Genomic DNA, 11,569 nt, shown 5'->3' on the forward strand with positions numbered 1-11,569 from the left:
GGGAGATCTGCACCACGGACTGCGCACAGATCGATTCGAGGGTTTCCGTGGGTTGTCCACTTCTGCTTATGGATTTAACCAGCAGAAAATTAGGTTCAGTCTTCTTGTTTGTCCTCGTCGGTGAGGACATTGTCAATCGCATCGAGCAGACTACCGGATAGCACTTCTAGCTTGGTCGCGATTACTGCCATCAATGCCCACGCTCGTTGTCGCCGACCTAAATCAAATTGTTAGGTGGGTTCATTGCTAGCCAGACCGGAAGTGAATACACGAAAGTTAGTATAACATACTAACGCCTGTTAGCACCTGTACCGCCGAAAAACGGATGGATAAATGGATGAGGGAGGACCGAAAGCGTTCGCGAGAGTTAGTGAGAGTCAGCGAGGAAATTCGTCACCCACACATCAGGACGGGGAGGGTGTAAATCGCCCATCTCAAGCACGGCATCCGGTGCAGCGAGACGATGGCCGCACGGACTCACATGGACCCGCGACGGACCCGCCACCGTCATCGTCCCAATAACTCCCAAACAGTGGGGACAGCGGTACTTCTGCGTCATTCGGTGACCTCCTCGACGCGCAGCGACCCACCGCAGTCGCCACAGCTGTACTGCTCGGGTTGTTTGACGAGTTTCGAGCGGCGATAGCGTGCAAGTTTTCCACCGCACCCATCGCAAATCACCCACCAGTTCGGCGATGTGAATCGCTCGCAGTACTGTGAGGTGTCGAGTGCATCCGTCCAGCGGGCGAACGTTCGCCCGTGGTTCGCTTTGCCGAACTCGTGATACTGCCATGCGTGGATCAGTTCATGACGCACGGTCGAACTGAATTGCTCCCAGCCGTGTTGCTCGAATGCGTCCCATGCGAGCGAGATCGTTATCTCGCCGTTCGCAGAGTCGTATTTCGTCGCTCCTGCCGACCGCTGTCGTCGCTGGGACACTTCCCACGCAATCGCCTCAACCGGCAAATCTGGGAAATGCTCAGCGGCAACGTCCGCCGCGTGTGCTTGCGTTCGGTCGAGCAGGCCGCGCTCTGTCGTCGGTGTGTCGCTGCGTTCGGTCGTCTCCGCGCACTCGGTCAGCGTTCGCTGGGCACCATCGGACAGCGTTGTTTGGCGTGACATAAATGAAAAAGTGAGACGGAATTAGTTCGGCAGTTCTTTGCGACCCGTACGAACGCACGGCCAGCACGGGAAGCCATTCAGGCCGTCACAGTCGCAGTCTGCCGATTCAGTGTCGTTTTCGTCCGTCTCGTCGTCCGATGGGAACGCCGTGAGCGTCCCGTCATCCGTCGCGTTCTCGACGGCAGTCATGTGCTTGCAGAACGCGCTCCGGTGGACGTGATGCGGGCAAGTACACGCCATTGCGTCGCCCGTTACGTCGTCCAGCGTCACGACGTATTGGTGTTCAGCGGGGTTGTCGTGGCTCTCGTTGGTCACTTCGACCTGGCCGGGGGCTTTGAGGTGGAAGCCAAACTGTTCCCACTGCGCGCGTTTCTGTGCCTTCTCGTCAGATTCAAGTTCCGTAGGCGATTTCGTACTCATGGGTTTCTACCGTGGTTTGTGAGAAGCCCACTCCCGCGCTGTTGTAGCAGCGCGGGGAATTCTGATTTCCCCCGAGGGGAGCGTCCTTCTCACCTCTTACTATGTGGTAAAGGGTCATAAAACCACCGGTTTACTACATGGTAAGAGGTTTTATTAGTCCAGAGAGCCAACTGAGAGTATGGAACGCGACCGGAATGAACAGGGACAATTCGAGGAGAAAATAACCGACAAAGATGTTCTAGCAGTCATTCAGCAAGAGCCAGTGCCTGCCCAGACAGCCGCATCAATCGCAAATGCACTTGATGTCGAACGGCCAGGTGTCCATAATCGGCTCACTCGGCTCCATGAAGAGGGGAAAGTTGAGCGGGCCAAGCTCACACCACGAGTTGTCATCTGGTGGCTTCCCGATGACTCTCCCGGAGGAAGTTCATGATGAGCACTGAGGCGGTTCAGCCGATCATGCCATGAACGTCATCACTCACATACGAGACAGCAATGAACTGTTGCTGATTTTGCTTGGCGCGTTCGCCCTGTTCGGCCATGACTGGCTTGCCGCAACGGCTGGCAAGACGGTTGCTGCCGTGATTGGGATCGCGCTCATTGTCCTCGCGGGAATCGGTATCCGCGACGATGTGCGAGACTTACTCGCGCGTTCGTCACGAGCGTAGGACAATAATAAGTCTCTCACTTTTGCGGGAACCACCACCAAGTCAGAGGCACATCATCCCGCCTTCCGTTTAATTATCGCCAGGAGATCAGTCGTCAGTGTCGCCCATACCGACGCTGGATAGTGCGGAAGCCACCACTTTCTCTGAACCATATTCCGTGTTTTTAGGCCCTCTATCCACACATATCACGCCTATGTGTATCCACATATCTATACACAATGCTTAAGATAAATTTATACACAGAGCGTTAGCTATGTTTAGATGGTGATCCCAATGACGGAAGAAACAGACTCTCAACCGACACACACCATTGCAACGTTCGTCGACAAAGGCGGCGTGGGAAAAACCACAACCACCGCTCATCTCGGCGTCGCACTCGCACAGCGAGGGTATGATGTACTGCTTATCGATCTTGCTGGAAAACAAGGCGATTTGAGCAAGCAGTTTGGGATCACGCCAGATCCCGATGCGTGGCCCGATATCTCCACCGTGTTCCGCGACAAGTGGAAAGAGATCACTGAGAAACTTCCTGATGTAGTCGATGAACTCGTCACCCCAACCGGCGAAGGCCCCGATCTCATCCCCGCAACAGAAGCACTTGATGGTCTTGATGCCGAACTCAACTCAGTTGACAACGCTCGCGAGCGGTATTCTCGATTCGATCAGTTTCTCACCAACTCGATCGACGGCCGCTATGATTTCGTACTGATCGACCTACCGGGAGTGACGAATAATGTCACACTGAATGGGTTGTGGGCCGCCGAGAATGTGATGGTTCCTGTCCGTCCAGGTCCCTTCGAAGCTGAACAAGCCGCTGCACTCCAAGATGATGTTGCGGAGATCAACGACCAATTCGACCTCGCTATTGAACTCACGCTTGTCATTCCAAACGAGGTTGATCTCCGAACGAAGCTCGGCAAGCACTATGTCGAGGCATTTGCCGACGAGTACCCAAATGCAATCGGCGAGCAGATTCCGTCAAGCCAGGACATTCAGAATCAACAGAAACAGGGTGAGACAGTCTTTGCACTCGAAGAACCATCCAAGACAGCCCATCGTGCGTTAGAGGCGTATGAAGCGAACGCAGAACTCCTCGAGACACGTGTCGGCAAGTCCACTGCCAACACTCCATCAGTCCAGTGAAATAATCGATACCACATAGACACACACAGATGAATCCACATAGGAACACACATAGGAAATCACTTAGAGATACACATGGGAACACACATAGGAGACCATAGATGGTAGATGAAAGCGATCTTGATAGCGATCTCAAGGCTCTGAAGGAAGAAACACAGGGCGGGAATCGAATCCAAGACGTAGCGAAAGAAGACGCATATCGAGAATTTCAGGAGGCGGTCGTGGAGAGCTTGCACAACCGATCGGCAAGCGGAACGAATCAAACAGTCTCAATTTGGGACAAGGAACTTGCCGCTCTCACTGATGTACTGAAGGCGAATCCTGAGTTGTTGGATCGAGTTGGAACAGAGCTCGAAAATGAGCTTGGACGACCCACATCCGAAGATGAACAGATGACACGGGGGGAGCTGTTAGGAATGTTTGTTCGAGTTGGGATGCAAGAGGCTGACCCAGAGTTATTTGAGATGTGGCGGGATGCTGTTGCTGACTGGGTTCGAGCGCCCTAGTACAGAATGGGAATCAATCGTTAGTGTTCGTCAGTTCTGTTTTCAGCTTTCTCCGGGTCAAGTGCTTCGAGTTCCTCTTTCGAGAGATTACCAGCGAGCAGCTCATAGCCTAAATCAGAAATCTCATAGAGACGATCTTCGCGTTGAGTCAGCAGACCAGCATCACGGAATTTTCGTAGTCGTTTGCCTGTATAATCCGCATCATAGTCAATATTAGCAGCAATCACTTTTCGAGAGAGAATAAGATCATACTCGTCAAGGAATTGCCAGATCGGATAATCAATCTTGGAGAACCATGATACCCGAGGAATCATATGTGGGTCAATAACAAACTCGAAGGACCATAAACGAGTTCGATCCGAGTTGATGTTGAAGACCATAGGATGTAACCTTGTCCTCTATAGCAGTTAAAACTAAGTGGGACGAATCCACACGTGTGAGGTAGAAGCTTAGCGCGGGCGCTCAGCGTTCGAAATTTCAAACGGACGTGTGTCACAAGCACACGCCCGCGTTAAGCCTTCCAAACCGCATATGACACAAACCACGCCACCCCCAAGGACTTTTCCCCAGAACCAACAGGAATCGACGCAATCCAATCTCCAACAGTGGACAACTTCGTCCACAGCAACGATCGGGCTGGATTTGCCGGACGGGACACGAACCGTCCTCGTGCCAACAAAAGGGCCATCGAATGATCGCGTCTGCCATCTAATCGATAGGAGTCACTCCCCACTCTGTGGCAGTGAGGGGACCTTTCAGCGGATCACCTCCCTCGAAGCAGACTCGGAAGTTGATCGTGTTTGCGACAACTGTCAGACCCAACAGACAGGCAAACCGCGAACACGTCCTTGTCCGATGTGTCGGCAACGAATTCCAGTGAACCGCTGGCCGCAGCACGTTCGGAGGTGTGATCAGTCATGAGGGTGCGTCAGACCGGCATCCCTTGCAGTCAATGCACGGACTCCACTGTGACCGATACCTTTTTGTCAGGGGGTGTGTCCGTAGCATTTATAACCTATATTGAGAAACGTACGACTGCGCAAACCACATCACAGCGCCAAGAAATAACAGCCCCGTCGGCGGTCAATGGGTGGCCCAACACCCGCTCCCACCGACGAACACACAACTGTTGTTTCTTGCTCAGTCGGCATAATTGTTCGGATTGCGTTAGCGATAGCAATCTCACCTGTGTCCGGCAGAGTGACTCTGAAACGAGTCAGCGTGTCCTACGACACGTCCAATGATCGACTCACTATCACGCGGTACGACCCAGCAGCATCGAAATGAGAGTAAGCAGCAGTGCTGTACGCGACAGCTACGCGCACGTTCGCAGTCGGATACAGAGGTGATTTTGTATGAGTGAGGCAGCGACGAGTACAAGCGATGGAGCGAAAACCGAGCAAGTCAAAATCTACAGCGATACGCGCCACAAAGCAATGCTCGAAGCGATCAGTGCGGGATTAGACTGTTCACAGTCTGCAGCTGGTCGCGACGCGATTGAACAACGGTTCGCCGACCTCTTGCCCGAGTTCGACATCGAGCACTTCATCGAAGGGCGTGTTTCAGAAGAGGATCTGCACGCACTCGCTCAGGGCGACCTCTCGGTGGACGACCTTGAGCTTGACAACGAGGACGCCCACGATCCGACCGACCGTGATCCCGCTCACTACTCGGCGACGATCACACCGGAGCAACTCGCGAGCGAAGGAGCGAAGTGTTGCTATGACACGCTTCGAGAGGCCGCTGGCGATCTCGTTGACAGTGGGTATTGGGGCGAAACGTTTGAAGTCCACCCGAGTCGCGTCGGTGAAACAACCCTCCGGCAGAATCACAAAATCACCTCACGGGTGCTGGCTGGCATGGCACGATCGAAGATGACGAGCGGTGTTGTGTCCGGTGACATGCTAGACAAGCTTGTCGAGGACTATGCGCTGCATCTGACCTCGCGCATGGACCAGACACGCGGTGAGCAACACATTCGAGAGACGTACGGTGACCTCGTTCGGTCGCATTTCTGGCGGCACCCGCACCCAGAAAAAGACCTGTATTTCACCTCGAAAGCGCGATATCTCACCGCCGCATCGGGAATCATCGACGAACTGCACGGACCTCTTCAGGACGACGTTCCGGCGGTCTTCGCCCACACAACGTGGAATCACGCGAACGGAACTGAAATCCCTGAACAGGAGTGGCATGCCGACCTCGGTGCGTTACTGAAGAGTGCGGTGGCCGCTCGGCGAATGGCGGTCGATCTCCAGGAGGGTGACTTTGGAACACTCGATATAGAGATGATAGACGACGCAAAGGACGGCTGTCATCACTTGACACTGCTCGCAAAGCGGGCCATCAACGCATACCAGAACCAAGTCGGCAGCTATCATCGCAGGCGCGTCGAAGACCATCACGTCTCCTATGATGTAGCCAAACTACTGTAGTCCCCTTAACACCCACGTACGCCCGTCTAGTCCGTAGCGCTAGCTCTCTCTTTTCACTTCGATCATGCAGGGCTACACGCCGAGATCGCGCCAGCTGTAGACACTGAGTCGAACGAATCGCTGTTGAGTCGGGAGCAACCACGTCGAAGTATCGCAAACGCAACTAGCGGCGAGTGACAACGAGTGTAATAGGTAGGTGTCGGTCAATCTCGGTCGGAGAGTGGTACTACTTTGGCGGGTAATGGGGAATCGGATGGAACAAATCCCCGTCACGTGTTGCGATTAGAGAGCTGATTGGCGGAAGTAGTACTAGAATCACGGGAAATCTTCTCGTCGGAGAGACGGCGCGAAAAGTACGAAGGCGGTTGATTGTCTGCGGTAGCGGGGCTGTGAGACGCAGGTCGGGAAAACGGGAAGAGCAGCGACGTCTGTCGCTGCTACGGACGGACTGAGTCCGTCCGTTGCTTCGCATTCGCTGCTACGGATTTTGTTATTGGAACAGGGTTAAAAATGTTTTGATTTAGTTAAGAAATATGAATGGACTAACCATATATACTCTAATAATTACCGTGCGGAAAGTCATCAACTCCGCTATTCTGACGAGATTTCTGGAACCCTGCCTACACCTCCGAAGCAATTTTCTACTGAGAAGATTTTCCGCGAGTCTAGTACCACTTCAAAACACTGCCCTAGTGAAAGGTATGAGCGAGAGGAAAGCATCACAAAGGGCCTCCTCAGTAGCGAGGATACCGGTCATAATAGCGTCCGTCGATCCGATCTCACTGAACTGTTCTCCCAATGACTAGGAGGGCGAGAGAAGGGACGTTTTTGTATTCTGACGACGTAGTAACTTATGGACATGGAGGTGTCCATGTACATGTCGAACACAAACAGCGATACAAAAGTCGTCCAAACTGAACTCAATCCCGCCGAATACGCCCGCTTTCGTCGTCTCGCGCAAGACGAAGGAAAATCACTGAAAGAGGCATTGCGAGAAGCCGCTGCCGAATACATTGACGCGCATGATGAGCCAGATCCGAGTGATCCGCTCTTTGCGGTCGCTGATGTGATGGCTGAACTCAATGAAGGCCGACGTGGTGAGCCGCTCGCCCCGGATGAGCTTGACGACGCACTCTACGAGCGTCCGCATGGGGATGACGATGAGTGACAAGAATGGCTCGCTACCCGTTCCACCAGAGTTTAGCCCACCAGGGCAAGGCGCGACACCGCTCTTTCTTGATACAAGCGGCTTGTACCCATACTTTGATACCCAATCGCCAGTCGCAGAGGCAGTGACCCAGTTTATGCAAGCACTTCCGGAATTACCCTACCGACCACTACTCACAAACCAGTATGTTGTCGACGAACTGATCACCCTGCTTGACTCCCATGTCAACCATGCAACCGCAACACGGGCGTTCGAGACGCTCCGTGACTCGGAAGCAATCCAGATCTTGAGTGTATCAGATGACCTCTTTTGGGCAGCTGGCGAGCAATTCAGCGAGTACGATGACCACACATTGTCGTTTACTGACCATCTGATCAGCATCCAGGCCCACCGTGAAAATGCCGAGCATATTCTGACGTATGACCCAGACGACTTTGCTACCCTCGGATTGACACCCATTCCACGGACGTGACTCTCTTGTGAATGTGGTGTACAGGAAGACCGATTCGTGAGTTAGTAGATAATACTAACAGGACGATGCTGATGTTTGCGTGAGATTCTCGAATCCCACCACCGTTTCCGGAGGTTCCGCAGACCCCTCCACCATTTCCGTAGGTGTTGGGTGAATTCGGAAATCGAAGGACGAGACGTAGATCGAAACTGAACCTCTCCCCCTCCATTGTTTCCGGAGGTGAGTCCAAAAAGAGGACCATGATTTAGAATCTAGTCTTTACAGACGATAGTTTTATATAGATAAACGAGTAACCATATCCGTACTGGGTACATTACCATTTAGTGTATAGTCTAGTTTTACGCTTCTTCAAATATTCTCCTACTAGTTCAATGAACCTCCGGAAACAATGGAGGGGGTGTATGTAAACTCGGCATAATCCGTTGCCTGTTGTCGATTCGATGCTTATTCACCCTCGCCTCCGGAAATAATGGTGTGGGCTGCGGAACCTCCGGAAACGCCACCCGTAAGGAAGTGCGGTGGGCCTTCGGAAACGTGGGGGTACCCTACGGAACCTCCGGAACTACTGGTCGATAACTTTTTGATGTTGCTATATCATTGACTGAATAGAGCAAGCAGTCACAAAATAATCGAGTATTTTCACCAATGACCTCTGCATTCGACAACCTGACTGAAGCCACTATTTTCCAGAACCGAGATGCACTCTCGGATGATTATATCCCCGACGAAATTGTTGGTCGTGATGAAAAGAAAGAGGAGTACATGCATGCGTTGCTCCCTGTGTACAATGGCGAGAACCCTGACAACATTTTTCTCTACGGCCAGAACGGTGTCGGAAAGACTGCTGTTACACACTGGGTCCTCGGCCAATTGCAGCTTTCCGATAACATTGAGACCGATCTAGAGGTGATTCACCTCAATTGTGAAGGTGTTAATACCTCGTATCAGCTTGCAATTGAGCTCACCAATCGTCTCATCTCCCAATCTGAGAACTATCTCCCGACAACTGGGTACCCAGAGAGTAAGGTGTACTCAGAATTGTTCAGTGAGCTCGACGCATTAGAAGGTACCGCGCTCATCGTTCTCGACGAAATCGATCACGTCGATAATATCAACACATTCCTGTACAAAACGACGCGAGCGCGAAGCTACGGCGATCTTTCGAATACACGACTTGGTCTTATTGGGATTAGTACCGATACTGCATTTGGTGAAAATCTCTCGTCAGATGTCCGCTCATCACTCCGTGAACGAGTGATTGAGTTTCCGCCCTATGATGCTGGTCAACTTGAACAAGTTCTCCGACAACGAGTCGAGCTTGCATTCTATGACGATGTCGTTACAAACAGTACGATCACGTACGTTGCGGCTCTCGGGGCACGGAACAGTGGTGATGCACGGATGGCGCTTGATCTGATCCGAATTGCTGGCGATTTTGCTCGCGAGCGTGATTTGGAGACGGTGACAGAGGATCTTGTTGATGAAGCAATGGAAGAGTATGAGACACAGCGGTCGATGTCTGTCCTCACCGACCTTCCGGAGAATATCAAACTGAACTGCTATGCATTTGCCATTCTCGAAGAACAGGGCAACGAGGAGATCACCTCCGCCCAGGCGTATGACCTCTATTGTGAGTTAGCTCAGATCTGTGGCCATGATCCCGTCTCAGAACGGCGTGCACGGGATTACTACAGTCGACTTAATGACCTCAATATCATCGATTCAACCACCGACCATGACGAAACGGGTGGTCAATACAAAGTTCACGTTCTCAATTATACTCCATCCGATGTGCTCCGTGCGATCGATGATACACTCCAGTTCGTAGGAATTCACCAGAGTGTCCGTCACCTCGTTGACAGCCAGTACTCTGAAATCAGTTCGATGTGAACCATCGTTTCCGGAGGTTCCGTAGCCCACTCCACCATTTCCGCAGGCCGATATTCTCACTATGAGCGTTTGGTGCCTCTCGAACTGGTTCTCACAGTGCTGAAGGAGACAACTCGGTTTGACGATGCGGCCGACTCGATTCAGGCAACCTCGGAGAAGAACGGGACTGTATCTTCGGACACCTCCCCTCCCACGTGATCATCGTTCAAAAACACACTTCTCGCAGTGAAATAAGTTTAAAAAGTTTTGGTTTAGTCACTCCGATAAAAATAGACTAATTGAATAACAGCCTAATAACTCTCCATGGAAGAGTTATTAAAACCTGCCAGAACAGCGGGTTTTCCGGGAGATCGCCCATACGTTTCAGCCGCGACTCCCACCGAGAAGATTTCCCGTGATTCTAGTACTACTCATTGTCGGGTGGGGAGATCGTCAATTGCGTTCCATTGCAGTCGGGTGTGAAAGATATTTCAGGACAGCCGTGGGAACGAGTGAATGATGAGTGGCGAGCATGGAAACGAGATCGTCGCTGAACGGACGGACGATCTTGAGTTACCCGAGGGGACGCATACCGTCCTCGTGTCGGTTGATCCTCCCCCAACGGACCGTGTCTGTCACCTGGTCGGTGAGGATGCGCGATCGACTCTCTGTCTCAGCACCGGCACATTTCGACCAATATCCACATCAGAGGCACGGTCATACGTTGATCGGGTCTGTGAGAATTGCCGGACACAGTATAAGGGGGGACAACGGAGGCGGCCGTGTCCGCTCTGCGAGGAGTCATTTGCGGCGAATCAGTGGCCCATCCATATTCGGAACTGCGATCACAGTGGGTAGCACCGGTGGTTCCTATCGGGAGAGTATGAGTGAGTAGAACCGTGGTAGATCATCGGCCAAAGAGCCGTGCGAGTAGCCCGCGAGAGTCGTCCTCTCCATCGGAGGAGTTCCGAACCTTCAGTTTCCCTTGAGCTTCGTTGTATCTCGCTTTTGCACTGTTTCGCTCCTCACGCACCCGCTCAAGATCACGCTCCAATTGTTCAACCCGAGCCTCTAACCGAATCTTCTCCTCACGATCTTCACGAAGCGCGTCGATACGGTCGCGGAGTTTCGAGACTTCCTGTTCGTGTTCTGCCTCTAATTCGTTCACCTCCTGTTTGTGTTCTTCCCGAAGTTCACGGGCCTTCTCCTCCAATCGGTTCACCTCCTGCTCGTGTTCTGATTCTAGTTCACTCAGCTTCTGTTCGTGTTCGACTTGAAGGCTTTCTAGCTGCTCCTCGTAGCTGTCTCGGATCCTTTTGCCTTCGTGCCGTGATTCAACCACATCACGGAGAAATTCTGTCCGTGTTGTATCTGACTCCTCTGCCTCTTCTTCAACAGATGCAAGGACATCCTCATCGAGGCGGAGTGTGATCTGATCCATGTCGCAGAGAACACGCACGACCTGCATCAAAGCGCGTCAGACATGTGACAGTCGAAAAGAAAAAACAGCCACTTCGAATCGAGATGATTGACAATCAACGGAAGTTCGTTAGTAGGCTATACTAACCCGATCTGGCGCTGTTTGATGTAGCGGCATATGATTTATAAGAATAGGAAAGGTTGTTTTCGGGTAATAGGGGCGTTGTATCGGCAGATTACACTGGAAGTAGTGGTGTGTTGTGTACTTCTGGTTAAATCCATAAGCGGAAGTGCACCCACTCCGGCACCCTCAATGAAATCTGTGGGCAGTTCGTAGTGTAATCCGA

At 52.2% G+C, this 11,569-nt stretch carries 12 protein-coding genes; 8 read left to right on the forward strand and 4 right to left on the reverse strand.

Going from position 1 to position 11,569, the window contains the following annotated elements; all coding sequences use genetic code 11:
* Positions 1-555: 555 nt before the first annotated feature.
* Both AC1XDK_RS30510 and AC1XDK_RS30515 read right to left on the reverse strand, forming a co-directional pair.
* On the reverse strand, positions 556-1,122 hold the full coding sequence (locus tag AC1XDK_RS30510; protein ID WP_483353791.1) for a SprT family zinc-dependent metalloprotease: 567 nt from the start codon (positions 1,120-1,122) through the stop codon (positions 556-558).
* A gap of 21 nt (positions 1,123-1,143) precedes the next feature.
* Positions 1,144-1,542 carry an SWIM zinc finger family protein gene (locus tag AC1XDK_RS30515; protein WP_483353792.1) on the reverse strand — a complete coding sequence of 133 codons (399 nt, stop codon included), beginning with the start codon at positions 1,540-1,542 and terminating at the stop codon, positions 1,144-1,146.
* A 178-nt stretch (positions 1,543-1,720) separates the two neighbouring features.
* On the opposite strand from AC1XDK_RS30515, the gene AC1XDK_RS30520 reads away from it, so the two are divergent.
* The 4 genes from AC1XDK_RS30520 to AC1XDK_RS30535 all read left to right on the forward strand — a co-directional run bounded on the left by AC1XDK_RS30520 (position 1,721) and on the right by AC1XDK_RS30535 (position 3,859).
* Positions 1,721-1,975, forward strand: coding sequence for a winged helix-turn-helix transcriptional regulator (locus AC1XDK_RS30520; RefSeq protein ID WP_483353793.1), 255 nt, complete (start codon positions 1,721-1,723; stop codon positions 1,973-1,975).
* Positions 1,976-2,006: 31 nt separating this feature from the next.
* On the forward strand, positions 2,007-2,210 hold the full coding sequence (locus AC1XDK_RS30525; RefSeq protein WP_483353794.1) for a hypothetical protein: 204 nt from the start codon (positions 2,007-2,009) through the stop codon (positions 2,208-2,210).
* A 261-nt stretch (positions 2,211-2,471) separates the two neighbouring features.
* Positions 2,472-3,353, forward strand: coding sequence for a ParA family protein (locus tag AC1XDK_RS30530; RefSeq protein WP_483353795.1), 882 nt, complete (start codon positions 2,472-2,474; stop codon positions 3,351-3,353).
* Positions 3,354-3,454: 101 nt separating this feature from the next.
* Positions 3,455-3,859: a DUF8115 family protein gene (locus AC1XDK_RS30535; protein ID WP_007979299.1), complete on the forward strand. Its 405-nt coding sequence runs from the start codon at positions 3,455-3,457 to the stop codon at positions 3,857-3,859.
* 20 nt (positions 3,860-3,879) lie between these two features.
* Here the strand turns inward: AC1XDK_RS30535 and AC1XDK_RS30540 are convergent, their stop codons facing one another.
* Positions 3,880-4,239 carry a phage repressor protein gene (locus AC1XDK_RS30540; protein ID WP_483353796.1) on the reverse strand — a complete coding sequence of 120 codons (360 nt, stop codon included), beginning with the start codon at positions 4,237-4,239 and terminating at the stop codon, positions 3,880-3,882.
* A gap of 975 nt (positions 4,240-5,214) precedes the next feature.
* On the opposite strand from AC1XDK_RS30540, the gene AC1XDK_RS30545 reads away from it, so the two are divergent.
* From AC1XDK_RS30545 to AC1XDK_RS30560, 4 genes are all read left to right on the forward strand, one after another.
* Positions 5,215-6,294 carry a hypothetical protein gene (locus tag AC1XDK_RS30545; protein WP_483353797.1) on the forward strand — a complete coding sequence of 360 codons (1,080 nt, stop codon included), beginning with the start codon at positions 5,215-5,217 and terminating at the stop codon, positions 6,292-6,294.
* 877 nt (positions 6,295-7,171) lie between these two features.
* Complete coding sequence (locus tag AC1XDK_RS30550; RefSeq protein WP_483353798.1) at positions 7,172-7,462, forward strand: ribbon-helix-helix protein, CopG family; 291 nt, start codon at positions 7,172-7,174, stop codon at positions 7,460-7,462.
* Positions 7,455-7,934 carry a type II toxin-antitoxin system VapC family toxin gene (locus AC1XDK_RS30555; protein WP_231190303.1) on the forward strand — a complete coding sequence of 160 codons (480 nt, stop codon included), beginning with the start codon at positions 7,455-7,457 and terminating at the stop codon, positions 7,932-7,934. The genes AC1XDK_RS30550 and AC1XDK_RS30555 overlap by 8 nt, the downstream gene beginning before the upstream one ends.
* Before the next feature lie 645 nt (positions 7,935-8,579).
* The gene (locus AC1XDK_RS30560; protein WP_483353799.1) at positions 8,580-9,824 is read left to right on the forward strand and encodes a Cdc6/Cdc18 family protein; all 1,245 of its coding nucleotides are present in this window, start codon (positions 8,580-8,582) and stop codon (positions 9,822-9,824) included.
* Between the two features lie 886 nt (positions 9,825-10,710).
* Here the strand turns inward: AC1XDK_RS30560 and AC1XDK_RS30565 are convergent.
* Positions 10,711-11,244 carry a ribbon-helix-helix protein, CopG family gene (locus AC1XDK_RS30565; RefSeq protein ID WP_483353800.1) on the reverse strand — a complete coding sequence of 178 codons (534 nt, stop codon included), beginning with the start codon at positions 11,242-11,244 and terminating at the stop codon, positions 10,711-10,713.
* Positions 11,245-11,569: the final 325 nt, after the last annotated feature.

Source organism: Haladaptatus sp. HS23 (assembly GCF_056892285.1).

What these genes read in the sequence shown, in the direction of transcription:
- AC1XDK_RS30565 (WP_483353800.1), bottom strand. Translation starts at nt 11,244, where the DNA reads ATGGATCAGATCACACTCCGCCTCGATGAGGATGTCCTTGCATCTGTT.
- AC1XDK_RS30545 (WP_483353797.1), top strand. Translation starts at nt 5,215, where the DNA reads ATGAGTGAGGCAGCGACGAGTACAAGCGATGGAGCGAAAACCGAGCAA.
- AC1XDK_RS30560 (WP_483353799.1), top strand. Translation starts at nt 8,580, where the DNA reads ATGACCTCTGCATTCGACAACCTGACTGAAGCCACTATTTTCCAGAAC.
- AC1XDK_RS30550 (WP_483353798.1), top strand. Translation starts at nt 7,172, where the DNA reads ATGTCGAACACAAACAGCGATACAAAAGTCGTCCAAACTGAACTCAAT.
- AC1XDK_RS30540 (WP_483353796.1), bottom strand. Translation starts at nt 4,239, where the DNA reads ATGGTCTTCAACATCAACTCGGATCGAACTCGTTTATGGTCCTTCGAG.
- AC1XDK_RS30520 (WP_483353793.1), top strand. Translation starts at nt 1,721, where the DNA reads ATGGAACGCGACCGGAATGAACAGGGACAATTCGAGGAGAAAATAACC.
- AC1XDK_RS30515 (WP_483353792.1), bottom strand. Translation starts at nt 1,542, where the DNA reads ATGAGTACGAAATCGCCTACGGAACTTGAATCTGACGAGAAGGCACAG.
- AC1XDK_RS30535 (WP_007979299.1), top strand. Translation starts at nt 3,455, where the DNA reads ATGGTAGATGAAAGCGATCTTGATAGCGATCTCAAGGCTCTGAAGGAA.
- AC1XDK_RS30510 (WP_483353791.1), bottom strand. Translation starts at nt 1,122, where the DNA reads ATGTCACGCCAAACAACGCTGTCCGATGGTGCCCAGCGAACGCTGACC.
- AC1XDK_RS30555 (WP_231190303.1), top strand. Translation starts at nt 7,455, where the DNA reads ATGAGTGACAAGAATGGCTCGCTACCCGTTCCACCAGAGTTTAGCCCA.
- AC1XDK_RS30525 (WP_483353794.1), top strand. Translation starts at nt 2,007, where the DNA reads ATGAACGTCATCACTCACATACGAGACAGCAATGAACTGTTGCTGATT.
- AC1XDK_RS30530 (WP_483353795.1), top strand. Translation starts at nt 2,472, where the DNA reads ATGGTGATCCCAATGACGGAAGAAACAGACTCTCAACCGACACACACC.